Source organism: Mesorhizobium sp. GW821-FHT04C10, from assembly GCF_059420305.1.
On the sequence record NZ_JBWKTL010000001.1, the window covers coordinates 5,574,731 to 5,597,873 of the forward strand.

Sequence of the window (23,143 nt, forward strand, 5' to 3'; positions counted from 1 at the left end):
TTGACGAATTTCCTGCGCAACGGGCCGCTGTTCGCCTTTGTCCTCGCGGCAATCCTGACGCTGTGCGCGGCATCGTCGGCCTTTGCCGTCGAACCGATCAAGATTGCCCGCGACGACGTCGCGCTCGACCTGTCGCGCGCCTTCGAGATCTACCGCAACCAGGGTGAGAACTTCCAGGTGTCGACGGCGCCCGGGCCAGACGGCATCGTGCGGCGCATCGAGGTCGAGGCCAATGACGCGCGCTCGACCGGCGACTGGGCGGTGTTCGCGCTGGCCAACACCACCGACCAGCAGCTCGACAGGCTGATCGTGGCGCCGCATTTCCGGCTGGTCAATTCAGGCATCTTCTGGCCCGATCTTGGCGCCACCCGCATTGCCGCCATCACGCCCAGCGAGGGCTTCGCGCTCGACCGCCAGACCAGTCCCGACGCCGATGTGTTCCGGGTGACGCTGAACCCGGGAACGGTGATCACCTTCATAGCCGAGCTCGCCTCGCCCAAGCTGCCGCAGGTGTATCTCTGGGAGCCGGAAGCCTACAAGGACTCGGTCAACTCCTATACGCTGTTTCGCGGCATCGTCATCGGCATCGCCGGTCTGCTGGCATTGTTCCTGACCATCCTTTTCGTGGTCAAGGGGACCTCCATGTTCCCGGCGACCGCAGCCCTTGCCTGGGCGGTGCTTGCCTATATCTGCGTCGATTTCGGCTTCCTCAACAAGGTCATCGAGATTTCGCCCGGCAATGAGCAGATGTGGCGAGCTGGTACGGAGGTGGCGCTTGCCGCGACCTTCGTGGTGTTCCTGTTCGCCTATCTCAATCTCAACCGATGGCACGGCCATTTCAGCTATGGCGCCCTGGTCTGGATCCTTGGGCTGCTCTTGATCGCCGGTGTCGCCATCGTCGATCCGGCGGTCGCCGCCGGCATCGCCCGTATCTCCTTTGCCGCCACCGCGTTGACCGGGCTCGGGCTGATCATCTTCCTCGGCATACGCGGCTATGACCGCGCCATCATGCTGGTGCCCAGTTGGGTCATGGTGCTGTTGTGGCTATGCGGGTCGTGGATGGCGATCACGGGCATGCTCGACAACGACATCGCCCAACCGGCGCTCGGCGGCGGGCTGATCCTGATCATCCTGTTGATCGGCTTCACCGTCATGCAGCACGCCTTTGCCGGCGGTGCGCTGCATCAGGGACTGTTCTCCGACCTCGAACGCCAGGCGCTGGCGGTTGCCGGGTCGGGCGACACGGTGTGGGACTGGGACGTTCTGCGCGACCGCGTGGTCACCAAGCCCGATGTCAGCATCCAGCTCGGCCTGGCGCCCAACAGCCTGGGGGGTGCGGCGCGCAACTGGCTGCCGGTGCTGCACGCCGACGACCGCGACACGTTCCGCACGACGCTCGACGTGGTGCTGGAGCATCGCCGTGGCCGGGTGGCGCAGAATTTCCGTCTGCGCGGGGCCGACGGACATTACCACTGGTTCGCCCTGCGCGCCCGCCCCGTCATCGGATCGGACGGCGAGGTCATACGCTGCGTCGGCACCATGGTCGACGTCACCGAGCAGAAGAAATCCGAGGAGCGGCTGCTGCACGACGCCGTGCACGACAACCTGACCGGTCTGCCGAACCGCGAATTGTTCATGAACCGGCTGGAAGCGATCATCTCGATCGCCCGCACCGAAGAGAAAGTGCGTCCGACCGTCTTCGTCATCGACATAGACCGCTTCAAGCAGGTCAATGACGGGCTCGGCATCTCGGCCGGCGACACCATCCTGCTCACCATAGCGCGCCGCCTGCACCGGCTGCTCAAGCCGAAGGATTCACTGTCGCGCTTCGCAGGCGATCAGTTCGCGCTGATGCTTTTGTCCGAACAGGACCCTGCCCGCATCGCCGGTGTGGCCGATGCCATCAAGCATGCGATCAACAACCCGATCACCTTTGCCAAGCGCGAGATCGTGCTGACCGCCTCGATCGGCCTGATCACCTGGACATCGGCGCAGACCTCGGCTGAGGACATGGTCAAGGACGCCGAGCTTGCCATGCACCAGGCCAAGCGTTTTGGGGGCGACAGGATCGAGCCGTTCCGCCCGGCTTTCCGCACCGTCGGAACCGACCGGCTGCAGTTCGAATCCGATTTGCGGCGTGCCATAGAACGGCGCGAATTCACGCTGGCCTACCAACCGATCGTGCGCCTGGAAGATGGCAGCGTTGCCGGCTTCGAAGCCTTGCTGCGCTGGGATCATCCGCGTCGCGGCATGATCCCGCCGGCGGACTTCATCCCAGTCGCCGAAAGCTGCGGCCTGATCGTGCAGCTTGGGCTGTTCGCCATGCAGCAGGCGGCCGAGGATCTCGCTGGATGGCAGAAGCAGATCGGCGATGCGCCGCTGTCGGTCTCGGTCAACCTGTCCAGCCGTCAGCTCATCCGCCGCGACCTGGTCAGCGATGTCCGCTCGGTCATCGCGCGGGCCAATCTGAAGCCACGCTGCTTCCGGCTCGAACTCACCGAGTCCCTGGTCATGGACAATCCAGAGCAGACCGCCCATGTGCTGACCAAGCTGAAGCAGCTCGGCATCGGCCTGTCGCTGGACGATTTCGGCACTGGCTATTCCTCGCTCGCCTATCTGACGCGTTTCCCGTTCGACACCATCAAGATCGACAAGAGCTTTGTCGACGACAACACGCCCAAGCGCGCTGTCCTGCTCAAATCCATGGTCAACATGGCGCATGAACTCGGCCTGTCGGTGGTTGCCGAAGGCATATCCGACGAGCGCGATGCGCTGGAACTGCGCCAGATGGGTTGCGAATACGTCCAAAGCTTCATGTTCGGCGCGCCGATGCCGGGCGACCAGGTGCTGAAGACGTTGAAGGAGCAGTATCCGCTGACGCAGGCGTGATGGGTTCAAAGCGCGTCGCGGACCTCGGCGATTGGCCGAGACGCCTATCGCTTCGTCATCCAAGGGTCTCCGCGACGGAGCTTCGCTCCTGCTTCGCCCCAGGATTGTTTGAGAAGGATCGGGTAGTCTGGCGGCCGGGACTGCGGCCCATCACAACCGGCAGTCCCGGCGGCAGGCGACCGTCCCTGGGATCGGGCAACACCCGACGTCATCATGGTCCCTGCCGTCTTTGTCCGCCATCGCTTGGAGAGTTGATTGGCCGCTGGCTCGCGCCACGCCCGCAAACAATCCGAAGCCTGACAAGGATACCACCAGCATGGCCTTCTTGCACCAACAACCGAAACTGTGCCTCGGCCTCGATATCGCCAAGGACACCATCACCGCCGCCGATGGCACCACCACCCATGTCATCGACAACCAGCGACGCACGATCCGCGCCTTCCTCAAGAGCCACAAGCAGGCAGACCTTGTGGTCTGTGAACCGACCGGTGGCCATGAAGGCCTGCTGCTCGAAGAGTGCCTGCGTGCCGGCATCGCCTGCCATCGCGCCGACACGCTCAAGGTCAAGAGCTTCATCCGCTCCTACGGCACCCACGGGAAGAGCGATGCCATCGATGCCGCGATGTTGAGGGCCTACGGCCGCGAACGCTGGGAAAAGCTGACCCTTTGGCAGGCTCCGGACCCCGACGAGACCCGCTTGCGCGCCTTGGTGCGCCGCCGCCAGGAGCTCATCGCCATCAAGATCGCCGAGAAGAACCGCGCCAAGGCACCTGGTGCTCGAGACCTCGCCGCCTCCTTCGAGGCCGTGATCAAAGTCGTCGAGCGTCAGATCCAGGCGATCGATGCAGCCATGCACGAGCTGATCGCCAACAGCAGCGCCCTCAAGCATCGAGCCGCCATCTGCACGGCCATGGACAGTCTCGGCCCAATCGTGGCCGCCAAGCTGCTGGCCATCTTGCCCGAACTCGGCACCATGACACGTCGAAAGGCTGCCGCGCTTGCAGGGCTCGCGCCTCATCCAAACGACAGCGGGCAAAAGCAAGGCTACCGCAAAATCCGTGGCGGACGACCGGAGATCAGGAGCATGCTCTACATGCCCGCATTGCACGCCGCTGCCGGAAGGGGCGAGTTCGCAACCTTCTACAAACGCCTCATCGCCAACGGCAAAAAGCCAATGGTGGCCATCGCTGCAGTCATGCGAAAGATCGTCGTCACCCTAAACGCCAGGCTCAGAGACGCCACCATTCCTCAGAGTTGATGACGAAGGTGTTATGCGTGTCCGGCGGCGAGGCTGAGGTGCGCCAGATCGATGCCGATCGAGGCGAGAATTCGATCGTATTTGCGCTCGATATCGGCGTCGAACAGAAGCCCGGGGCTGGCCGGGCAGGTCAGCCAGCCATTCTCGGCGATCTCGGTTTCCAGTTGGCCGGCGCCCCAGCCCGAATAACCCAGTGCCATCAGCGCATGGCGCGGGCCGCGGCCCGACGATATGGCGCGCAAAATGTCGACCGTCGCCGTCAGGCAGATGTCGTCGGAAACGGTCAGCGACGATTCCACGCGATAGTCGCCGGAATGCAGCACGAAGCCCCGGCTGCGATCGACAGGGCCGCCATTGCGCACGACGAAATCGCGCGCCTGCGCCGGCAGGCGGATCGCCTCCTGCTCGTTCATGATGCCGAGTTGCACAAGAAGATCCGGAAACAGCATCTGCTGTGTCTGGTTGATGATCAGGCCCATCGCGCCTTCATCGCTGTGCGCGCAGATGTAGATGACCGAGCGCGTGAAACGGTCGTCCTTCATGCCGGGCATGGCAATCAGGAACTGATCGTCGAGGAAGCCGCGTCCAGCGGCCGTCTTCTTGTGGCGCAACAAATCCATGGCACGGAGGGTACCGTGTTTCCCGGGCGCCGAAAAGATGCGCCGCGCCGGATTCGACCAAAGCCCATGTTGCCGGTGGGGCCTGGCTTGCCATCGGGGGTCACGCAAATATGATGCCGGCAAGGCCATGAAATCATTGCACCGCCACGAACGGACGATCAAATCACCGCCATGCAAAGCTTGAAAATCCTGCTGCTCGGCGCCGCCATCGGATCGGCGACCGTCCTCCCCGCCTCCGCTTCCTCATCCGCCTGGTACAACAGCGAAGGCGGCAAGGTGCGGCTGGTGACATCAGGCAAGCCGGACGAGGCCGGCCGCATCCAGGGCGTGCTCGACATAGCGCTCAAGCCCGGCTGGAAGACCTATTGGCGCGATCCGGGTGACGCCGGCGTGCCGCCGCAACTCGACGTTTCGGCCAGTACCAATATCGCCGATGCCGCACTCTCGTTTCCGGCGCCCCAACGCCACGACGATGGTTATGGCAAATGGGCCGGCTACAATTATCCGGTTTCGCTGCCCGTGACATTCACGCTGGCGACGCCGAACCAGCCGGCGGTCATCGACGCCGATATCTTTCTCGGCATTTGTGAAACGATCTGCATCCCCGTGCAGACACGGCTGACCGTCGACCCCACTTCCGATCCCGACAATGCCGACGACGCAGCCCTGGTGAAGGCGAGTTTCACGGCTTTGCCGGCGCCGGCAAAGCCTGATTTCGGCATCAACGTGCTGCCGGGCGATCACGAGACACTGGTTGTCGAGGCAAGCTTTCCCGGTGACCCGGAGGCGGCGGATTTCTTCGTCGCCGGTGAGCGGGACTATATGTTCGGCACCCCTTCCCGCAGCGAGAAGGACGGCAAGCTGATCTTCACCGTGCCGATCCTCGACCGTCCGTCGACAACGCCCACGGATGGCGGACTTCACTACACGCTGACGAGTTCGGCGGGCGCGGTCGAAGGACTGCTGCCTTTCCCTTGATGCCTCGATGGTTGCAGGAAGCCGCCGAGTTCGCTACGCAAGCACGCACTCTTCCCATTCCCCAAGCGAGGAACTCATGACCATTTCCGTTGGCGACAAGCTGCCCGAGGCGACCTTCAAGACAATGACCGCCGATGGCGCCAAGGCGATCACGTCAGCCGAGATTTTCCCGGGCAAGAAGGTGGTTCTGTTCGGTGTTCCCGGCGCCTTCACGCCGACCTGCAGCAACAACCATCTGCCCGGCTATCTCGAAAACCATGACGCCATCCTGGCGCGTGGCGTCGACACCATCGCCGTCGTTTCGGTCAACGACGTTCATGTCATGGGTGCCTGGGCCCGCTTCACCGGCGGTGAGGGCAAGATCCTGTTCCTCGCCGACGGCAACGGCGATTTCGCCAAGGCGGTCGGCCTCGATGCCGATTATTCCGGCGGCGGCATGGGCCTGCGCTCGAAGCGGTTTTCGATGGTCGTCGACGACGGCAAGGTGACCGCGGTCAATGTCGAGACCAAGCCCGGCGTCGACGAGTCCGGCGCGGCTCATATTCTCGGACAGCTCTGAGCTTCGACGATCGCGTCGAGCGAGGCCGCGACGGCTGGCCTCGCCCGAACCGCTTGCATTCCAGAACTGCGGATTTTCGGGGGATCCCAACAATGTTTGACGTCTTCTGGCGCGCTGTCGCGATTGGCATCGGCGCCACCGTCCTGATGGATGTCTGGGCCTTCTTCCTGCACAAGGCATTCGGCCAGCCGAAGCCGAATTGGGGACCGGTCGGGCGCTGGGTCTGGCATCTCGGTGACAAGGTCTTTCACGATGATATCGGCGATGCAGCGCCCTACGCGCACGAAGTGGCGCTGGGCTGGGCCTTCCATTATTTCGTCGGCATCGTCTACGGCATCATCCTGGTCGTGGTGGCTGGTGCGGGCTGGCTTGCCGCGCCGACCTTGCTGCCGGCCTTCATCCTCGGCATCGTCACCGTTGGTGCCGGCTGGTTCCTGCTGGCGCCCGGCATGGGAGCGGGATGGGCAGCCTCGAAGCGACCCAATCCCATGCGGATCCGGGCGCTCAACCTGGTCTCGCACACAGTGTTCGCGCTCGGGCTTTGGGGCACCGCGCTGCTGGTCCGCTAGACAGCTAGAACAGACGGTTTAGATCCCGCCGCCCGTCCACCACACGGACGATTTCAACCGACTCGACTGGGCCGTCATCAGTGTCCGGAATCGTTTCGTAAAGCAGTACAAAAGGCGCCTCCACCAGCATTCGCGCTGAAGGCCTGATGTCCGGTCGCCTAACACCCATTCGGGGCTGGTCAGCCAGTTGCATGGCCCGCGCCTCCAGCCGATCATAATAGCGATCGGCCGCCCGTATGTTTTCGCTGCCTATTATCACGTAGATGTCAATCAGGTCCGCCCTAGCCGCGGGAGACCAGAGCAGCCTAACGGCCATTCGGCGAGGCTTCCGTCAGCTTTTGCCGAGCCTCCTTCCGCAATGCGTCGAAATCCACAGGCTCCGGTCTCCCGCTCGCCTTGCCTTCATCCCACAACCGCCTCAGCTGGCGGATATCGTCATGACGCAGTTCGCGTTTTGCCAGCCAATCCCGCACCGCTTCACGCACAATTTCACTTGCCGTGGCATACTCGCCCGCTTCCACGGCCTCCCGCATGAGGGCTGCCTGTTGCGGGGTTACAGCCACGCTCATTTTTTCAACGTTTGCCATGCTGCGTCCTTATTCATTGCTCCATGGTAGGAAATATTACTCCCATCCATATCATCGATCAACGGCAACGCCGCCAGAGGAGCCTAGCCTGGGCCCTATGCATAAGCCCGCCGGACGCCGGTCAAGGTAGCCTGTCGATCGGCCACCATCCGTGAATGACGTGACGCGCGCCGATATCGTAGGCAAAATAATTGCCGCCGCCGGCCGGCTGATCCTCGTCGCGGCTGATTTCCCGCCCACCGAGGGAGAGAAGGAGGAGCGTTCCCACGCCTCCATGGCCCACAATAGCAATGTCGCCAGCGTCATGGGTGCCGAGCACGGCGCGGACCTCGCTCACGATACGATGCTGCGCATCAATTGCCCGCTCCCACCCGCGAACGCTTTTATACGGATTGGCGAAGAACTCGTTGGCGACCGCTTCGAACTCCAGCGGCGGCAGGAAACCTGTCGCCGACCGGTCATTCTCATGCGTCCGTTCCCTCACATCGACGGCAAGGCCGACATGGCTTGCGAGGATCTCAGCGGTTTCTATCGCCTTGCGTTCAGCGGAAGATACGATGCGCCGGATCGATCCGACCCACGGTTGATCGAGCATCACAATCGCTCGTGCACGGCCAAAATCGGATAGGCCCCATTCCGGCACGGGAACGGTGGCATCGACCTGAACCTGGGGATGCGTCACATAGTAGAGGATCGGCATGATCGAGATTGCTGCCTGGGCACGGACCAGTTGCCGGAAATCAATAGCTCTGTGTCGAACGACGCGCTTTCGTGGCCGGCGGCTGTTTTGCCTGGACATCCGGCCTCGGCGCTGACCCCGCCGGCTTGAAGGAACCTTTCTTGAACGGCGCCATGCCTTCCCTGGCCAACTCGTCCGCGCGTTCGTTCTCGGTATGGCCGGCATGGCCCTTGACCCAGTTCCAGGTGACCTTGTGGCGCCGGTTGGCTTCGTCGAGCGCCTGCCACAGTTCACCGTTCTTGACCGGCTTCTTGTCGGCGGTCTTCCAGCCGTTCTTCTTCCAGCCATGGATCCATTTGGAAATGCCGTCCATGACATATTTGCTGTCGGTGTGAAGCTCGACCGTGCAAGGCTCCTTCAGCGCATTGAGCGCCGAGATGGCGGCCAGCAACTCCATGCGGTTGTTGGTCGTTTCGGCCTCACCGCCCGAAAGTTCCTTGGTCGTGCCGTTGAAGCGCAAGATCGCACCCCATCCGCCAGGGCCAGGGTTGCCCGAACAGGCGCCGTCGGTGAAGATTTCAACCTGTTTGCTCATGATACCCCGTATTCGGCCAACCCATATTCCGAAGCAGATTTGATCGCCCGATGGAAGCGCATCCGTCTGATGTATTCGGTCGGATCGCGCTTCATGACCAGGCCACCATCGGGAACGGTGAGCCAGTCGTAGAGCCGGGTCAACATGAACCGCAACGCCGAGCCGCGCGCCAGCATTGGAAGTGCTGCTTTTTCCTGGTCGCTCAGGGGCCGCACGCTCTGATAGCCGGCGAGCAATGCCTTGCCTTTGGTGAGATTGAAGGAAAAGTCCTTCTCGAAACACCAGGCGTTGAGGCAGGTGGCGACGTCGTAGGCGTAGAGATCGTCGCAGGCGAAATAGAAGTCGATCAGGCCGGAGAGCTTTTCGCCGAGGAAAAAGACATTGTCCGGAAACAGATCGGCATGGATGATGCCTGCCGGAAGACCCTTCGGCCAGTTCCGCTCGAAATCGGCGAAGTCGGCATCGACCTCGGCCGCCAAGCCCGGCTCAACCTCGTCGGCCCGGCCGCGCGCTGCGGTCCACAGCTTGCGCCAGCCGTCGATGGCGAGCGCGTTGGGACGGGTCATCGAAAAATCGGCGCCGGCCAGATGCAGGGCGGCCAGCGCCTTGCCGACCTCGGCGCAATGCGTGGCTGTCGGCCGTCGCAGCGAAAGCCCTTCGAGGAAGGTGATGATGACCGCCGGGCGGCCGGCCAGTGTGCCGATGACGCTGCCGTCATGCGCTGTCACCGGCAGCGGGCAGGACACCCCCTTGTTGGCGAGATGGCCCATCAGCCCGAGGAAGAACGGCAGGTCCGCCTTCTCGACGCGCTTCTCATAGAGCGTCAGGATGTAGGAGCCGGTGGAGGTGTGCAGCAGGAAGTTCGAATTCTCGGTGCCTTCGGCAATGCCCTTGTAGGACAGGAGATCGCCGACCGGGTAGTGCTTCAGGAAAGCGCCGAGTTCGCCCTCCGCAACATCGGTGTAGACCGCCATGTGCCTTACGCGGCTCCATTGACGAAGGCCATGTCGGCCGGCGTCAGTTCGACATCGCGCAATACCCGCATGACCGGAAAATCCTCTGTTTCGGTGGCCGTAATGGCAAGGTCGATGGTGACATCGAAGCGCTGGCGGAACGCGTCGATGATCTCGTCGACGATGATCTCCGGCGCCGATGCCCCCGCCGACAGGCCAAGGGTCGAAATGTTGCCGATGTCATTCCACGGAATCTCGGCGGCGCGCTGCACGAGAAGCGACATCGTCGCGCCGGCACGCTCGGCGACCTCCACAAGGCGGCGCGAATTGGAGGAATTCGGAGCGCCGACGATCAGGTAGAGATCAGCCCCCGGCGCGGTGTCCTTGACCGCTTCCTGGCGATTGGTGGTGGCGTAGCAGATCGATTCCGCCGCAGGCGCCTGAAGGTCGGGAAAACGGTCCTGCAGCGCACGGATGATGCCGGCGGTGTCCTCGACCGACAGCGTGGTCTGGGTGACGAAGCCAAGCGCCTTCGGATCGGTTGGCACAAGCCTGGCCGCATCGGCCTCGGTCTCGATCAGCGTGACCGCGCCCTCGGGCAATTGCCCCATCGTGCCGATCACCTCCGGGTGCCCGGCATGGCCGATCAACAGCACATGGCGGCCAAGCCGCTGATGGCGCATCGCCTGCTTGTGGACTTTCGAGACCAGCGGACAGGTGGCGTCGAGATAGAACAGGTTGCGCGCCTGCGCGTCCGCCGGCACCGATTTGGGCACGCCATGCGCCGAGAAGACGACTGGCGACTGCCGATGCTCGGGCGGGATTTCGGAAAGCTCCTCGATGAAGACGGCGCCAAGGCTTTGCAGTCCTTCGACGACGTAGCGGTTGTGCACGATCTCGTGGCGGACATAGACCGGCGCGCCATATTTTTTCAGCGCCAGCACGACGATCTGGATGGCACGGTCGACGCCTGCGCAGAAACCGCGAGGCTGGCAGAGCCTTATCGTCAGAGGAGGCTTGGCGATTGTCTGAAGCATTGAATCCTGGCCGGTTCGTCAGCGCCGAAATGAGGTGCCTACCCCTGCTCTGTCAAGGGCGTCGGTCGAAAGGGGGGGCATCGGTAGAAAGGGGGCATCGGTAGAGAAGGAGCGTCGGTCGCGTTCATTCCTCTTTCGCGGGACGGCGAAGCCGCAGGATGAGCACGGCTGCGAGTGCCGCGGCAAGCCCATACCAGGTGACAGCATATTGCAGATGGCTGTTCGGCAGGTCGATGATGGTGACGCCTCCGATCGGCAGACCACCGGGATTCGGCGTCTTGTCCGCATCGATGAAGATCGGCACCAGCGTGAACCCGGCGGGCAGGCCGGCGCTCGCCGCCATGACGTCGCGATCCTTCCAGTAGAAGATGTTCTTCGCCACGTCATTGTCGGGAAGCATCATCGACGGTTTCGCCGGGAGCGGATTGCGAGCGAGCCCGGTGATCGTGACCTTGCCGGTCACCTGTCCCTTGGCGCGCTTGGCGGCGTCCTTGAGGTCGTAGGGGATGAAGCCGCGATTGATCAGCACGAAGCGGCCGTCGTCGAGGGCCAGCGGCGTGTAGACGTTGAAGCCGGCCTCGCCTTCCCAGGTCGCGTAGAAATGCCGCTCGCCCGAATGCAGGAACGTGCCGGAGACCGTGACCGGCGTGTAGTCGACGTCGCCGGTCGAGGCGAATTCCTTCTCGACCTCGGCCAGCGGCACAGGCGCCGAGTGGGTGCGTCGATCGATGGTCTGCAGAAGGCCTTCTTTCCAGTACAGGCGCTGGACCTGCCAGGTGCCGAGCGCCAGAAGGATCAAAAGCAGCAGCAGGCCAAGGCCGAGCAGCAACGCCGATCGCGGCCGCGAACGGCCACGATCCTTGACGGAGGCCTCGCTCATTCGCTGTGGTCCAGCCGGCCTTCGGCCGCCTTGTTGGCATATTGCAGGGTGAGCAGCACGCCCTTGATCAGCCGCAGCGCCGTCAGGCACAGCACCAGGGCAAGCGGAATCCATATCAGCAGATGCAGCCAGAGCGGCGGGCTCAGCGTCACTTCCACCCAGAGAGCCAGACCGACGATGATGAAGCCGATGATCAGGATGACGAAGACCGCCGGCCCGTCGCCTGCATCGGCGAAGGAATAGTCGAGGCCGCAATTGATGCAGCGCTTGCCGACGGTGAGGAACCCGGAAAACAGCCGCCCCTCGCCGCAGCGCGGGCAGCGGCCATGCAGGCCGGCCGAAATCGGATCGATGGGAGGCCAGATCGCCTTGTCGTCATTCATGGTTATTTCTCGATCTCGATCGGTGTCCCATCGGTCACCATTGCCCAGATTTCGTCCATGTCGGAATCCGTAACGGCAATGCAGCCATCGGTCCAGTCGACCAATTGAAGCAGCCAGCCCCACCAGCCGAAGCCATTCGGCTGGCCATGGATCATGATCATGCCGCCGGCATCGACATTGCGCGCCTTCGCGGCCGCCAGATCTTCGGCATTGGGATAGGAGATGTGGATCGACTTGTGCGCGATGCTGTTGGGGTTGCGCCAGTCGAGAATATAGCGGCCCTCGGGCGTGCGCTGGTCGCCCTCCTGGCGTTTGTGGCCGAAGGGATCTCCACCGAGCGCGACGCCGTAGCTGCGCAGGACCTTGCCATCACCGACCAGTTCGAGCCGCCGTTCCGCCTTGCGGACACGCACCAGATCGACCTTCTCAGCCGCAAGGACCGGGAATGCCAGGAGAACGAATGCACAAATCGCCCAGGAAACTGTCCGCCGCATCGGCAACCGATCGGCGATCATTGCGCCGAAAAGAAGAAGGCGGCCCGTCGCCGTGGCCGCCTTCCCGAAATCCAAATGCTGAAGGCCCGGCTCAGTGGCCTTCGATCACCGCGCCGACCGATCCCCAGACGTAGATCGATGCAAACAGGAACAGCCAGACCACGTCGACGAAGTGCCAGTACCAGGCGGCCGCCTCGAAGCCGAAATGCTGCTTGGGGGTGAAGTCACCCTTCATCGCCCGGATCAGGCAGACCAGCAGGAAAATGGTGCCGATGATGACATGGAAGCCGTGGAAGCCGGTCGCCATGAAGAAGGTCGCGCCGTAGATGGAATCCTTGAAGCCGAACGGAGCGTGCATGTACTCGTAGGCTTGGACCATGGTGAACAGCATGCCGAGGCCGACCGTCAACACCAGGCCGTTGATCAGCCCCTTGCGATCGCCATGGATGAGCGAATGATGCGCCCAGGTGACCGTGGTGCCGGACAGGAGCAGGATGATGGTGTTATAGAGCGGCAGGTGGAAGGGATCGAGAACCTCCATGCCCTTCGGCGGCCAGACGCCACCGGTAAATGCCTTGCGCGCGTAGTTCTGTGCCTCGCCGGCAAAAAGGCTGGCGTCGAAATAGGCCCAGAACCAGGCAACAAAGAACATCACCTCCGAGGCGATGAACATGATCATGCCGTAACGCAGGTGCAGCGATACGACTCGCGTATGATGTCCCTCATGCGCTTCCTTGATCGTGTCCGACCACCAGGCGAACATGGTGTAGAGCACGATCACCAGGCCGATGAAGAACAGCCACGGATTGGCGATGTTGAAGCCGAAGATCGGGAAGGATCCACCCTTCAGATATTCCATCAGGGCGACACCGCCAAAGGCCATGACGAGCGCGCCAATCGAGCCCAGGAAAGGCCACGGGCTCGGGTCGACGAGATGATAGTCATGATGTTTTGCGTGCGCGTCTGCCATATCAACCCCCGAGATTTGCTTCGGTATCTGAAACTGTCTTGCTGTTGCCCTTGGCCGGCTCCGAGGAGGCGACCGGCTTGTTCTTCTCGACCGGGAACATCGTATAGGACAGCGTGATCGTCTTCACGTCCTTCAGTTCCGGCACATTCACGATATCGGGGTCCACATAGAACAGGACCGGCATGTCCAGCGTCTCGCCGGGCTTCAGCGACGTATCGGTGAAGCAGAAGCACTCGACCTTGTTGAAGTAAGGACCCGCCAGTTCCGGCTGCACGTTGAAGGTGGCACGGCCGGTAACGGGGCGATCGAACTTGTTGGTCGCCTGATAGTGCGCCTGCACCGTCTCGCCGATCTTCATGGTTATCGAACGCTGGACCGGCTGGAACTCCCACGGCACGCCGGCAATATTGGCGTCGAAGCGGACGGTGATCTCACGGTCGAGCACGCGGCCGGCGTACTGCTTCTCGACACGTTGCGTCGTGCCGCCATAGCCGGTCGCCTGGCAGAACATCTTGTAGAGCGGCACGGCGGCATAGGCCATGCCGATCATGCCAGTGAAGAAGGCAAGGCAAACTGCCGCGACGATGCGGTTGCTGTTTTTGCCGGCCGTCTTTCTAGGCGTCTCGACGCTCATCACATCTTGCCCGACAAATTGTGGCCGAACTTCACGATCGTCGCGATGTAGAAAATGACGACCAGCACCGCCAGCGCCACGCCTATGGCGATGGATCGGCTGCGTTGGGCCTTCCTCTGGCGATCGGTCAAGGTGACCGTCTCGAGCTTTTCCTCGACCATGATCATGCTCCACCCATGGCAAGCGCGCGTTCGACAACGCTGTCGGCCAGGTAGGCAGCGAAGATGGCGAAGAGATAAAGCAGCGAATAGGCGAACAGCGCCTTGGCCGGTTTCATGGCGCGGTCATCGTCGGCCATGCCGAGAACTTTCCAGGCGTACCAGACAAAGCCGAGCCCGAGCAGTATGGCGGCCACGCCATAGAAGGGCGTGGTGTAGCCGAGCAGCCACGGCAGCACGCCGACCGGGGCCAGCACCAGCGCATAGGCGAAGATCTGACGGCGGGTCGACGCCTGGCCGGCGACATTGGGCATCATCGGTATGCCGGCGCGCTCATAGTCCTCGGACTTGAACAGCGCGAGCGCCCAGAAATGCGGCGGCGTCCACAGGAAGATGATCAGGAACAGGATGATGCTTTCGAGGCTGACCGAGCCGGTCACCGCGGCCCAGCCTATGACCGGCGGGATCGCGCCGGCCGCGCCGCCGATGACGATGTTCTGCGGCGTCCAGCGCTTCAGCCACATCGTGTAGACGACGGCGTAGAAGAAGATGGTGAAGGCCAGCAGCGTCGCCGACAGCCAGTTGACCAGCACGCCGAGCGTCATCACCGACAGCACCGAGAGCACCAGGCCGAAGCTGAGCGCCTCGTGCGGCTGGATGCGGCCGGACGGCACTGGACGGCTGGCCGTCCTGGTCATGACCGCGTCGATGTCTGCGTCGTACCACATGTTGAGCGCGCCAGAGGCGCCGGCACCGATGGCGATCGAAAGGATGGCGATCACCGCCAGCAGGGGATTGATGGTCACGGGTGCGGCGACCAGCCCGACGAAGGCTGTGAACACCACCAGCGACATGACGCGCGGCTTCAGCAGGGCGAAGAAATCGCCCGCCGTCGCTTCCGACATGCCGAAGCCCGCTTCATCAATGCTGGTTTCGTCGACTAGGGCCATGCGTACTCAAGTCCATCATTCCGTTGGCCAAAACCGCCGGCGGGCCGGCGGTTTCGTGTTCGAGCGGGGAGCCGCCTTACTTGATCTTCGGCAGCTGCTCCCACTGGTGGAACGGCGGCGGCGAAGGCAGCTGCCATTCGAGCGTGGTAGCGCCCTCACCCCATGGGTTGGCACCGGCGATCCGCTTCTTCTGGAAGGCTTCGAACACGCCGTAGAGGAAGATCACCACACCAACGGCCGAGATATAGGAGCCGATCGACGACACATAGTTCCAGCCGGCAAACGCGTCCGGATAGTCGATGGTGCGGCGCGGCATGCCAGCCAGGCCAAGGAAGTGCTGCGGGAAGAAGATAAGGTTCACGCCGACAAAGGTGACCCAGAAATGGGTGTTGGCGATGACAGGCGAATACATGTAGCCGGTCATCTTCGGGAACCAGTAGTACCAGCCGGCGAAGATCGCGAACACCGCGCCCAGCGACAGCACGTAGTGGAAGTGGGCGATGACGAAATAAGTGTCATGCAGCGAACGGTCGAGACCGGCATTGGCCAGCTGGACGCCGGTGACGCCACCGATGGTGAACAGGAAGATGAAGCCCAGTGCCCACAGCATCGGCGTCTTGAAGGAGATCGACCCACCCCACATCGTTGCGATCCAGGAGAAGATCTTCACGCCCGTCGGCACCGCGATGACCATGGTGGCGAAGACGAAGTAGCGCTGCGTGTCGAGCGACAGGCCGGTCGTATACATGTGGTGCGCCCACACGATGAAGCCGACGGCGCCGATCGCGACCATGGCATAGGCCATGCCGAGATAGCCGAACACCGGCTTCCTCGAGAAGGTGGAGACGATATGGCTGATGATGCCGAAGCCCGGCAGGATCAGGATGTACACTTCCGGATGGCCGAAGAACCAGAACAGATGCTGGAACAGCAGCGGATCGCCGCCATTGTCCGGCGCGAAGAAGGCCGTGCCGAAATTGCGATCGGTGAGCAGCATGGTGATGCCGCCGGCCAGAACCGGCAGGGACAACAGCAGCAGGAAGGCGGTGACCAGCACCGACCAGGCGAACAGCGGCATCTTGTGCAGCGTCATGCCCGGAGCGCGCATGTTGAAGATGGTGGTGATGAAGTTGATGGCACCGAGGATCGACGAGGCACCGGCGATGTGGATCGACAGGATCGCCAGATCCATGGCCGGCCCGGGCTGACCCGAGGTCGACAGCGGCGGATAGAGCGTCCAGCCACCGCCGACACCGTAGGCGCCAGGCGCGCTCGGCACGAACATCGAGGTGAGCAGCAGGATGAAGGCCGGAGGCAACAGCCAGAAGGAGATGTTGTTCATGCGCGGGAACGCCATGTCGGGAGCGCCGATCATGATCGGCACCATCCAGTTGGCGAAGCCGCCGATCAGGGCCGGCATGACCATGAAGAAGATCATGATCAGCGCGTGCGCGGTGGCAAAGGCATTGTACATGCTCTTGCCGCCATCGATCGCGGCGTCACCGTTCATGCCGTAGACCATCTGCGCCAGACCGCTGAAGATCTGGATGCCAGGCTCCTGCAGTTCCATACGGATGGCAACCGACAGGGCGCCGCCGATGATGCCGGCCATGATCGCGAAGATCAGGTAGAGCGTACCGATGTCCTTGTGGTTGGTCGAATAAACCCAGCGCACCCAACCGTGATAAGGCTTGTGGTCGTGCCCGTCGTGAGCTGCAGCGTCTGCCATGTTCCGCTCCGTTCCCTAAATCTTGCTAACCCGCGGCATCAATTGCCGGCGGCCGCTACCTTGTTCTGGCCTTCGACCTCGGCCATGAGCGTCTTGTTGGCGCCGGGCAGGTCGGTCTTGGCTGCCGCCAGCCAGGTCTTGAACTGCGCATCCGAGACGACACGAATGGCGATCGGCATGAAGGCATGGTCCTTGCCGCAAAGCTGCGAACACTGGCCATAATAGAGGCCTTCCTTCTCGGCCTTGAACCAGGTCTCGTTGGTACGCCCCGGAATGGCGTCGATCTTGATGCCGAAGGACGGCATGGCGAAGGAGTGGATCACGTCGGTCGCGGTGACAAGTACGCGCGTCATCGTGTTGACCGGCACCACCAACTCATTGTCGACGGCGAGCAGCCGCGGATAGACCTTGCGATCCTCCTTGCCTGCCTTGGCGCGATCGCCATCCTGGAGAATGGCCGAATTGAAGGAAAGCGTGTTGTCGGTCTGGTACTCGTAATCCCAGTTCCACTGGTTGCCGGTCGCCTTGACGGTCAGCTTGGCTTCTTCCGGCGGGGTGTACTGCGCGGTCAAGAGCTGGAACGAGGGAATGGCAAGGCAGAGCAGGACCACGACCGGTCCAACAGTCCAGATCACCTCGATCAGCGTGTTGTGGCTGGTCTTGGAGGGGACCGGATTTGCGCTCGCGCGGAATTTCACGATGCAGTAGGCGAGGAGAAGCAGCACCAGAACGGTGATCGGGACGATGAACCACATCGTGTAGTTTCCGAACCACTCGATCTGCCGCATCATATCGGTCGCCGGCGCCTGGAAGGTCGTCTCCCACGCCACGGGCTGATCGGCATGGGCGGATGTGCCGGCAAAAATCGTGGCAGCGGCACAAGCACTCAGAAACTTGGCACTTGCTAGAAACCTGGCGCCAGCTAGGAAATTTCTCATCGCCCTCTTCGTCTCCCAGTTCCTCGCGGCTGCGCCAACGAGAATAACGAACAATGCCGGGACGGGAATCCCGACAGTCTCAAGGTGGTTCAAACCATACTCTTTTTCCCTCCGCAAGAAAGGAGCGGAGGAAACTGTGCGGCATTTTTGCGCGCAAGCTGGCACGGCTCTTCCGTGGCGGCGGCCACGGCGGCGAATCGCGGATGTTCGGCGGGTCGCCCGCCTCATGCCGGCGGAGCGCGCGAAGCGTCGTAATTCAGGCAAAATTGGCAGGGAAAAGCGCTGTATTGCCTGTTTCGGGACAGTTCGGACGCGGTCTCGTCCTTTACTTGGCATTGGCGCGGCTTAAAGTGCCGTGATTCGCAATGGAGCCGTCATGAACTCTTGGCTTTCGAGACTGAGGCACACGAGACCGGGGCTTTCGACAGCCCTGGCGAAGGTCATGTTTCTCGCCGTCCTGTCCACAGCCGGTCTGTTCGTCGCGAATGAGGCCGATGCGGCCCAGCCGAGCGGCACGGTGCGCTCGACGCATGGCGCCTGGTCGATCATCTGCGACACGCCGGCCGGCGCGACCTCCGAGCAATGTGTCATGATGCAGAATGTCGTTGCCGAGGATCGTCCGGAGATGGGACTGTCGGTGGTCGTGCTGCGCACCGCCGACAACAAGGCCGAGATCCTGCGCGTGCTGGCGCCGCTAGGCGTGCTGTTGCCCAACGGGCTCGGCCTCAACGTCGACGGCAAGGATATCGGCCGCGCCTATTTCGTGCGCTGCTTCCAGGACGGCTGCTACGCCGAGGTCATCCTCGAAAAGCCGCTCCTCGACACGCTGAAGACCGGCACGTCGGCGACGTTCATCGTCTTCCAGACACCTGAAGAAGGCATAGGCATCCCTGTCGATCTCAAGGGATTTGCCGAGGGTTTCGCCGCCCTTCCCTGAGAGCAGGACGCTTGCGAGGAAACCGGTCCTGACGCAGAATTCCCCAGGGATGAGGGTTTTGGCGGTGGGGGTAACAATGCGCTCGTTTTCCTGGCTTCTATCCACTGGTCTGGTTCTGACGGGCGCGGTTTCCGCTGCGTGGGCTGAAGATACCGAAATCATCACGTCGCCTGATCCGGCCGCAATTCTCGACATTGCCAAGGGTTACGGCTCGGCCAAGCTCGACAAGGACGACGGTGGCGATCCCATGGTCTCCGGCCGGCTCCAAGGCATGAAATATGTCATCTACTTCTATGGCTGCGAAAACCACGAGAAGTGCAAATCCATCCAGTTTTCCTCGGGCTACACCGACGCCTTTACGGCCGAGCAAGCCAATGCCTGGAACAAGAAGTATCGCTGGGTAAAGGCGTTTTCGGGCGACGGATCCAACTTCAAGATGGATGTCAGCTTCATCGGCGGCATAACCAAGGCCAATCTTGAAGAACAGTTCTCGAACTGGGATTCAATGACCACCAACATCAAGGACTTCATCAACCAGAAGTGACGCCGGCGGCCTGTCGGCGATCGCATTTGCCCTCATGGCGCGTCGGGACGATTGTCTCGGCGCGGCTTCGCGCCTACATCGTGGGAAACAAGCTCTCTTCCCACGAATGGATGCGCCATGAACAGCCTGATCGGCCAATTCGACATTTCAGACGATCGTATCAAGCAGATCGTTGCCGACACCATAAACGGCGCCGACGACGGCGAACTGTTTCTCGAATACAGCGAGAGCGAAGCGCTGATGTTCGACAATGGCCGGTTGAAGACCGCCAACTTCAACACCGACCAGGGCTTTGGCCTGCGTGCGGTCGCCGGTGAAGCCAGTGGCTACGCTCATTCGAGCGACCTCTCCGAGGCCTCGCTGCTGCGCGCCGCTGCTGCCGTTGCGACCGTCAAGGGCGGCTATTCCGGCACGCTTGCCACGCCGCCCGCCCGCACCAACCGCCATCTCTACGGCGACGAGAACCCGATCCCCTCGCCTTCCTTCGAGGCCAAGGCAAAGCTGTTGCAGGAAATCGACGCCTGGCTGCGCGCCGAGGATCCGCGCGTGCGCCAGGTGACGGCCTCGCTCGCCGCGTCCTGGCAGCATGTCGAGATCGTACGCGCGGACGGTCAGGTGGTGCGCGATATCAGGCCTCTGGTCCGCATCAACGTCTCGGTCGTGGTTGGCGACGGCGACCGCCAGGAAAGCGGCTCCTACGGCATGGGCGGACGCAAGGCCTTTGGCGAATTCCTGATCGAGGACAGTTGGAAGCATGCCGCCAAGGAAGCGCTCCGTCAGGCGCTGGTCAATCTCGAGGCCATTCCCGCCCCGGCCGGTACCTTCGACATCGTGCTGTCCAGCGGCTGGCCGGGCGTCATGCTGCACGAAGCCGTCGGGCACGGGCTGGAAGGCGACTTCAACCGCAAGAAGACTTCGGCCTTCGCCGGCCTTTTGGGCCAGCAGGTCGCCGCCAAGGGCGTCACCGTGGTTGACGACGGCACAATCCCGGAGCGGCGTGGCTCGCTCACCGTCGACGACGAAGGCACGCCGTCGGCCCGCAACGTGCTGATCGAGGACGGCAAGCTGGTCGGCTACATGCAGGACCGGCAGAATGCCCGGCTGATGGGCATGAAGGCCACCGGCAACGGAAGGCGCGAGGGCTACGCGCACCAGCCGATGCCGCGCATGACCAACACCTACATGACGTCTGGCGACATGGAGCCGGACGAGATCATCGCCTCGGTCAAGAACGGCATCTATGCCGTCTCCTTCGGCGGCGGCCAAGTCGACATCACTTCGGGCAAATTCGTGTTCGGCTGCACCGAGGCCTATATGATCGAGAACGGCAAGGTAACACAGCCGATCAAGGGGGCGATGCTGATCGGCAACGGGCCTGATGCCATGCACCGCGTCTCGATGGTCGGCAACGACATGAAGCTCGACAATGGCATTGGCATGTGCGGCAAGGCCGGACAGGGCGTGCCGGTCGGCGTCGGCCAGCCGCATCTCAGGATGAACCAGATGACGGTCGGCGGCACAAGGGTTTGAGGCCTTGGAGCCGTTTTGGTAACATCATCGGCCAAAGTAATGTTTCCGAATGCAGGCGGCCCGACTATGCCCAGATCAAGGATCGTCATCCTGACAGGTGCCGGCATTTCGGCGGAATCGGGCGTCGCGACCTTTCGCGATCCCGACGGTGTCTGGGCGAAATTCAACCTCGAAGACGTTGCGACGCTGGAAGGTTTTGCCCGCGATCCCGCCAAGGTGCAGGACTTTTACAACATGCGCCGGCGACAAATGGACAGCGTCGAGCCGAACGTGGCCCATGCGGCACTGGCGAGGCTGGAACGCGAAGTCCGAGGCGACATCCTCCTCGTCACCCAGAACATCGACGATCTGCATGAGCGCGCCGGCTCGCGAAACCTGATCCATATGCATGGAGAACTCGGCCGCGCGCTTTGCCAGGACTGCGGCGCAAGCAGGGTCTGGGCCGCCGACATCGCCGTTCAATCCGGATGCCTAGCCTGCGGTGCGAAGGGACGGTTGCGGCCTGATGTGGTCTGGTTCGGCGAGATGCCTTACCGCATGGAAGAGATCGGTGAGGCGTTGACGCGTTGCGATCTGTTCGTGGCGATCGGAACGAGCGGCAGTGTCTATCCGGCGGCGGGTTTTGTCGAGGAGGCGCGCGCCGCCGGCGCCTTGACGATCGAACTCAACCTGAAATGCGCCGGCTGGGCCTCCCGCTTCGACGACCAGATGGAAGGACCGGCGACGCAAGTGGTGCCTGCCTTCGTCGAACGTATTCTCTCGGCGACAGGCTGACGCTGACGTTTTCCGGCCTGAATCCTGGCCGGCACCTTGAAGTGAACACAATCCAAGTTAGGAAATTGTTAAGTGTTTAACTGCCTGGGCTGCATTTGCGCACGAACGCAGCACCAGTTCCCTCGTTGCGGTGGTGGTTTTGGCAATGCGGCATTCCCCCGTCCTGACCTCGTCTATCCTGCTTGGCTTCGTTTCGTTGATCGGTGCGACGTCGCTGCAAGTCAGCCCGGCGGCGGCGCAGTCGACCTTGTTCAAGCGAATATCGACGCGCCCATCCACGGATGGGTCACTCTCCGCCGCCGTTGGCGGCTCCACCAGCGTCCCCTACGGTTGGATCGATTTCTGCCATCGCCGACCAAAAGAGTGCAAGGTGCCCGCTCTGCCGGCCGCCAGCGTCAAGCTGACCGCGCAGAACCTGCACACCCTCGAGCGGATAAATCAGAAGGCGAACAGGTCCATCAAACCCGTCAGCAATTTCGACCACTGGGGCACGATGACGGACCACTGGGATTACCCGGTTGACGGCAAGGGCGACTGCAAGATCTACGCACTCTACAAGCGCAAGCTTCTTCAGGAGGCTGGATTTCCCCGGCAGGCGCTGCTGATGACGGTGGTGCACGACCTTGACAATGAAGGCCACACTATCCTGACGGTGAAAACCGACAAAGGCGATCTGGTCCTCGACAATCTGGTCGACGAAATCAGGCCCTGGAACGCAACAGGCTACTATTTTCTGAAACGGCAGTCGCAGCAGAACCCGAATGTCTGGGTGTCGATCAACCAGCGAGGTGGCACGCCGAAGGCCATCACGAATGTTGCCAAGCTCGTGAACTGAACGGCCTGGCGATCCAGCCATTCAGGCGTTTGGTGGGTTTCATCCGCCCTTGATCTGGTCCAGGCGAACAGATCTCAGACGGAAACCCGGTTCACATTTTCCGGAATTGCCGCCAGCCTTGCTGGCAGGCTGGCGGCGAAACCTTCACCCGCGAAGGCGGCTGATCAGCCGGCCTTGCCGCCGTTCTTCTTGCAGTCGGCCCGGAACTTCTCGCGTGCCTTGCCGTGCAGCTTCTGGGCATCGGCAAGCGCGGAACATTGCTTCGAAATCGCGGTTTTCTCAGGCGTCATGGCAGTCGTCTTTGCCTTCTTCGCGGGGGCGGTCGTTGTGGTGGCCGGCGCCGTCGTGGTCGCTGCCGTCGTCGCTGCCGCGGCAGCTCCCGTCGCAATGAACCCGGCCAGGGCGATGGACGTCAGAACGCTTGCAATCCTCATTGTGGTCACTCCCTTTGGCACCCCACCCGACATCGACTGGTAACAGCGAGCCGAGGCACTGCGCAATCTTGGCCGTGGCCAACCACGCAGTTGTGATCTGATCGCAGGTCGCCGCCGCGGCCCGCCATGTTTTGCCGCCGGCCGGCAAAGCCGACTCGCCCCACACCATGCGACCAGCAACGCGCTTCAAGCCTCTGTCTTATGCATGTCCCGACCCAAGCGGATCACC

27 protein-coding genes are annotated in these 23,143 nt (G+C 62.3%); 10 read left to right on the forward strand and 17 right to left on the reverse strand.

What is annotated here, in order from left to right; genetic code table 11:
• Window positions 1-2,889 carry an EAL domain-containing protein gene (locus tag AC07UC_RS27145; protein WP_056563918.1) on the forward strand — a complete coding sequence of 963 codons (2,889 nt, stop codon included), beginning with the start codon at window positions 1-3 and terminating at the stop codon, window positions 2,887-2,889.
• 316 nt (window positions 2,890-3,205) lie between these two features.
• On the forward strand, window positions 3,206-4,147 hold the full coding sequence (locus AC07UC_RS27150; RefSeq protein ID WP_494907990.1) for an IS110 family RNA-guided transposase: 942 nt from the start codon (window positions 3,206-3,208) through the stop codon (window positions 4,145-4,147).
• An 11-nt stretch (window positions 4,148-4,158) separates the two neighbouring features.
• On the opposite strand, the gene AC07UC_RS27155 is transcribed toward AC07UC_RS27150, so the two are convergent.
• The gene (locus tag AC07UC_RS27155; protein WP_056563921.1) at window positions 4,159-4,767 is read right to left on the reverse strand and encodes a YqgE/AlgH family protein; all 609 of its coding nucleotides are present in this window, start codon (window positions 4,765-4,767) and stop codon (window positions 4,159-4,161) included.
• 171 nt (window positions 4,768-4,938) lie between these two features.
• Here AC07UC_RS27155 and AC07UC_RS27160 point away from each other — a divergent pair, with 171 nt between their 5' ends.
• The 3 genes from AC07UC_RS27160 to AC07UC_RS27170 all read left to right on the forward strand — a co-directional run bounded on the left by AC07UC_RS27160 (window position 4,939) and on the right by AC07UC_RS27170 (window position 6,873).
• A complete protein-coding gene (locus AC07UC_RS27160; protein ID WP_494907991.1) occupies window positions 4,939-5,745 on the forward strand; it encodes a protein-disulfide reductase DsbD domain-containing protein in 807 nt (268 codons plus the stop codon).
• 76 nt (window positions 5,746-5,821) lie between these two features.
• Window positions 5,822-6,304: a peroxiredoxin gene (locus AC07UC_RS27165; protein ID WP_056563927.1), complete on the forward strand. Its 483-nt coding sequence runs from the start codon at window positions 5,822-5,824 to the stop codon at window positions 6,302-6,304.
• Between the two features lie 92 nt (window positions 6,305-6,396).
• Complete coding sequence (locus AC07UC_RS27170) at window positions 6,397-6,873, forward strand: DUF2938 domain-containing protein (protein WP_494907992.1); 477 nt, start codon at window positions 6,397-6,399, stop codon at window positions 6,871-6,873.
• Window positions 6,874-6,877: 4 nt separating this feature from the next.
• On the opposite strand, the gene AC07UC_RS27175 is transcribed toward AC07UC_RS27170, so the two are convergent.
• From AC07UC_RS27175 to coxB, 15 genes are all read right to left on the reverse strand, one after another.
• Window positions 6,878-7,189 carry a type II toxin-antitoxin system RelE/ParE family toxin gene (locus tag AC07UC_RS27175; RefSeq protein WP_140768870.1) on the reverse strand — a complete coding sequence of 104 codons (312 nt, stop codon included), beginning with the start codon at window positions 7,187-7,189 and terminating at the stop codon, window positions 6,878-6,880.
• Entirely contained in the window at window positions 7,179-7,460 is a 282-nt protein-coding gene (locus AC07UC_RS27180) for a type II toxin-antitoxin system ParD family antitoxin (RefSeq protein WP_140768872.1), read from the reverse strand. The genes AC07UC_RS27175 and AC07UC_RS27180 overlap by 11 nt, the downstream gene beginning before the upstream one ends.
• 121 nt (window positions 7,461-7,581) lie before the next feature.
• The gene (locus AC07UC_RS27185; RefSeq protein WP_140768874.1) at window positions 7,582-8,160 is read right to left on the reverse strand and encodes a histidine phosphatase family protein; all 579 of its coding nucleotides are present in this window, start codon (window positions 8,158-8,160) and stop codon (window positions 7,582-7,584) included.
• A gap of 40 nt (window positions 8,161-8,200) precedes the next feature.
• A complete protein-coding gene (gene rnhA / locus AC07UC_RS27190; RefSeq protein WP_140768876.1) occupies window positions 8,201-8,734 on the reverse strand; it encodes a ribonuclease HI in 534 nt (177 codons plus the stop codon).
• The gene (locus tag AC07UC_RS27195; protein ID WP_494907994.1) at window positions 8,731-9,708 is read right to left on the reverse strand and encodes a homoserine kinase; all 978 of its coding nucleotides are present in this window, start codon (window positions 9,706-9,708) and stop codon (window positions 8,731-8,733) included. The genes rnhA and AC07UC_RS27195 overlap by 4 nt, the downstream gene beginning before the upstream one ends.
• A 5-nt stretch (window positions 9,709-9,713) precedes the next feature.
• A complete protein-coding gene (gene ispH / locus AC07UC_RS27200) occupies window positions 9,714-10,724 on the reverse strand; it encodes a 4-hydroxy-3-methylbut-2-enyl diphosphate reductase (RefSeq protein ID WP_494907995.1) in 1,011 nt (336 codons plus the stop codon).
• 124 nt (window positions 10,725-10,848) lie between these two features.
• Window positions 10,849-11,604 carry an SURF1 family protein gene (locus AC07UC_RS27205; protein WP_494907996.1) on the reverse strand — a complete coding sequence of 252 codons (756 nt, stop codon included), beginning with the start codon at window positions 11,602-11,604 and terminating at the stop codon, window positions 10,849-10,851.
• Window positions 11,601-11,987 carry a DUF983 domain-containing protein gene (locus AC07UC_RS27210; RefSeq protein ID WP_140768882.1) on the reverse strand — a complete coding sequence of 129 codons (387 nt, stop codon included), beginning with the start codon at window positions 11,985-11,987 and terminating at the stop codon, window positions 11,601-11,603. The genes AC07UC_RS27205 and AC07UC_RS27210 overlap by 4 nt, the downstream gene beginning before the upstream one ends.
• 2 nt (window positions 11,988-11,989) lie before the next feature.
• Window positions 11,990-12,481, reverse strand: a complete 492-nt coding sequence (locus AC07UC_RS27215) for a L,D-transpeptidase family protein (RefSeq protein ID WP_494907997.1) — start codon at window positions 12,479-12,481, stop codon at window positions 11,990-11,992.
• Between the two features lie 91 nt (window positions 12,482-12,572).
• A complete protein-coding gene (locus tag AC07UC_RS27220; RefSeq protein WP_202323338.1) occupies window positions 12,573-13,451 on the reverse strand; it encodes a cytochrome c oxidase subunit 3 in 879 nt (292 codons plus the stop codon).
• A gap of 1 nt (window position 13,452) precedes the next feature.
• Window positions 13,453-14,085, reverse strand: coding sequence for a cytochrome c oxidase assembly protein (locus tag AC07UC_RS27225; protein WP_140768888.1), 633 nt, complete (start codon window positions 14,083-14,085; stop codon window positions 13,453-13,455).
• On the reverse strand, window positions 14,085-14,252 hold the full coding sequence (locus AC07UC_RS27230; RefSeq protein WP_494907998.1) for a cytochrome c oxidase system small membrane protein: 168 nt from the start codon (window positions 14,250-14,252) through the stop codon (window positions 14,085-14,087). Before AC07UC_RS27230 ends, AC07UC_RS27225 begins: the two co-directional genes overlap by 1 nt.
• The gene (locus tag AC07UC_RS27235) at window positions 14,249-15,193 is read right to left on the reverse strand and encodes a heme o synthase (RefSeq protein WP_494907999.1); all 945 of its coding nucleotides are present in this window, start codon (window positions 15,191-15,193) and stop codon (window positions 14,249-14,251) included. The genes AC07UC_RS27230 and AC07UC_RS27235 overlap by 4 nt, the downstream gene beginning before the upstream one ends.
• Before the next feature lie 76 nt (window positions 15,194-15,269).
• Entirely contained in the window at window positions 15,270-16,922 is a 1,653-nt protein-coding gene (gene ctaD / locus AC07UC_RS27240) for a cytochrome c oxidase subunit I (protein WP_140768894.1), read from the reverse strand.
• Between the two features lie 38 nt (window positions 16,923-16,960).
• Window positions 16,961-17,977 carry a cytochrome c oxidase subunit II gene (gene coxB, locus AC07UC_RS27245; RefSeq protein ID WP_181179586.1) on the reverse strand — a complete coding sequence of 339 codons (1,017 nt, stop codon included), beginning with the start codon at window positions 17,975-17,977 and terminating at the stop codon, window positions 16,961-16,963.
• 259 nt (window positions 17,978-18,236) lie between these two features.
• Between coxB and AC07UC_RS27250 the strand changes: the two genes are divergently transcribed.
• From AC07UC_RS27250 to AC07UC_RS27270, 5 genes are all read left to right on the forward strand, one after another.
• Window positions 18,237-18,797, forward strand: a complete 561-nt coding sequence (locus AC07UC_RS27250) for an invasion associated locus B family protein (RefSeq protein ID WP_202323340.1) — start codon at window positions 18,237-18,239, stop codon at window positions 18,795-18,797.
• A 76-nt stretch (window positions 18,798-18,873) separates the two neighbouring features.
• Window positions 18,874-19,341 (forward strand): YbjN domain-containing protein, encoded by a 468-nt coding sequence (locus AC07UC_RS27255; RefSeq protein ID WP_494908000.1) that lies wholly within the window; start codon window positions 18,874-18,876, stop codon window positions 19,339-19,341.
• Between the two features lie 117 nt (window positions 19,342-19,458).
• Window positions 19,459-20,871, forward strand: a complete 1,413-nt coding sequence (gene tldD, locus AC07UC_RS27260; protein ID WP_172351381.1) for a metalloprotease TldD — start codon at window positions 19,459-19,461, stop codon at window positions 20,869-20,871.
• Between the two features lie 66 nt (window positions 20,872-20,937).
• Window positions 20,938-21,645, forward strand: a complete 708-nt coding sequence (locus AC07UC_RS27265; protein WP_494908002.1) for an NAD-dependent deacylase — start codon at window positions 20,938-20,940, stop codon at window positions 21,643-21,645.
• A gap of 196 nt (window positions 21,646-21,841) precedes the next feature.
• Window positions 21,842-22,480: a transglutaminase-like cysteine peptidase gene (locus AC07UC_RS27270; protein WP_494908003.1), complete on the forward strand. Its 639-nt coding sequence runs from the start codon at window positions 21,842-21,844 to the stop codon at window positions 22,478-22,480.
• A 164-nt stretch (window positions 22,481-22,644) separates the two neighbouring features.
• Here the strand turns inward: AC07UC_RS27270 and AC07UC_RS27275 are convergent, their stop codons facing one another.
• Complete coding sequence (locus AC07UC_RS27275; RefSeq protein WP_140768908.1) at window positions 22,645-22,914, reverse strand: hypothetical protein; 270 nt, start codon at window positions 22,912-22,914, stop codon at window positions 22,645-22,647.
• Window positions 22,915-23,143 lie beyond the last annotated feature (229 nt).

Coding starts and splice junctions, on each gene's coding strand:
- AC07UC_RS27150 (WP_494907990.1), top strand. CDS start 3,206: ATGGCCTTCTTGCACCAACAACCGAAACTGTGCCTCGGCCTCGATATC.
- AC07UC_RS27155 (WP_056563921.1), bottom strand. CDS start 4,767: ATGGATTTGTTGCGCCACAAGAAGACGGCCGCTGGACGCGGCTTCCTC.
- AC07UC_RS27160 (WP_494907991.1), top strand. CDS start 4,939: ATGCAAAGCTTGAAAATCCTGCTGCTCGGCGCCGCCATCGGATCGGCG.
- AC07UC_RS27165 (WP_056563927.1), top strand. CDS start 5,822: ATGACCATTTCCGTTGGCGACAAGCTGCCCGAGGCGACCTTCAAGACA.
- AC07UC_RS27170 (WP_494907992.1), top strand. CDS start 6,397: ATGTTTGACGTCTTCTGGCGCGCTGTCGCGATTGGCATCGGCGCCACC.
- AC07UC_RS27175 (WP_140768870.1), bottom strand. CDS start 7,189: ATGGCCGTTAGGCTGCTCTGGTCTCCCGCGGCTAGGGCGGACCTGATT.
- AC07UC_RS27180 (WP_140768872.1), bottom strand. CDS start 7,460: ATGGCAAACGTTGAAAAAATGAGCGTGGCTGTAACCCCGCAACAGGCA.
- AC07UC_RS27185 (WP_140768874.1), bottom strand. CDS start 8,160: ATGCCGATCCTCTACTATGTGACGCATCCCCAGGTTCAGGTCGATGCC.
- rnhA (WP_140768876.1), bottom strand. CDS start 8,734: ATGAGCAAACAGGTTGAAATCTTCACCGACGGCGCCTGTTCGGGCAAC.
- AC07UC_RS27195 (WP_494907994.1), bottom strand. CDS start 9,708: ATGGCGGTCTACACCGATGTTGCGGAGGGCGAACTCGGCGCTTTCCTG.
- ispH (WP_494907995.1), bottom strand. CDS start 10,724: ATGCTTCAGACAATCGCCAAGCCTCCTCTGACGATAAGGCTCTGCCAG.
- AC07UC_RS27205 (WP_494907996.1), bottom strand. CDS start 11,604: ATGAGCGAGGCCTCCGTCAAGGATCGTGGCCGTTCGCGGCCGCGATCG.
- AC07UC_RS27210 (WP_140768882.1), bottom strand. CDS start 11,987: ATGAATGACGACAAGGCGATCTGGCCTCCCATCGATCCGATTTCGGCC.
- AC07UC_RS27215 (WP_494907997.1), bottom strand. CDS start 12,481: ATGCGGCGGACAGTTTCCTGGGCGATTTGTGCATTCGTTCTCCTGGCA.
- AC07UC_RS27220 (WP_202323338.1), bottom strand. CDS start 13,451: ATGGCAGACGCGCACGCAAAACATCATGACTATCATCTCGTCGACCCG.
- AC07UC_RS27225 (WP_140768888.1), bottom strand. CDS start 14,085: ATGAGCGTCGAGACGCCTAGAAAGACGGCCGGCAAAAACAGCAACCGC.
- AC07UC_RS27230 (WP_494907998.1), bottom strand. CDS start 14,252: ATGATCATGGTCGAGGAAAAGCTCGAGACGGTCACCTTGACCGATCGC.
- AC07UC_RS27235 (WP_494907999.1), bottom strand. CDS start 15,193: ATGGCCCTAGTCGACGAAACCAGCATTGATGAAGCGGGCTTCGGCATG.
- ctaD (WP_140768894.1), bottom strand. CDS start 16,922: ATGGCAGACGCTGCAGCTCACGACGGGCACGACCACAAGCCTTATCAC.
- AC07UC_RS27250 (WP_202323340.1), top strand. CDS start 18,237: ATGAACTCTTGGCTTTCGAGACTGAGGCACACGAGACCGGGGCTTTCG.
- AC07UC_RS27255 (WP_494908000.1), top strand. CDS start 18,874: ATGCGCTCGTTTTCCTGGCTTCTATCCACTGGTCTGGTTCTGACGGGC.
- tldD (WP_172351381.1), top strand. CDS start 19,459: ATGAACAGCCTGATCGGCCAATTCGACATTTCAGACGATCGTATCAAG.
- AC07UC_RS27265 (WP_494908002.1), top strand. CDS start 20,938: ATGCCCAGATCAAGGATCGTCATCCTGACAGGTGCCGGCATTTCGGCG.
- AC07UC_RS27275 (WP_140768908.1), bottom strand. CDS start 22,914: ATGAGGATTGCAAGCGTTCTGACGTCCATCGCCCTGGCCGGGTTCATT.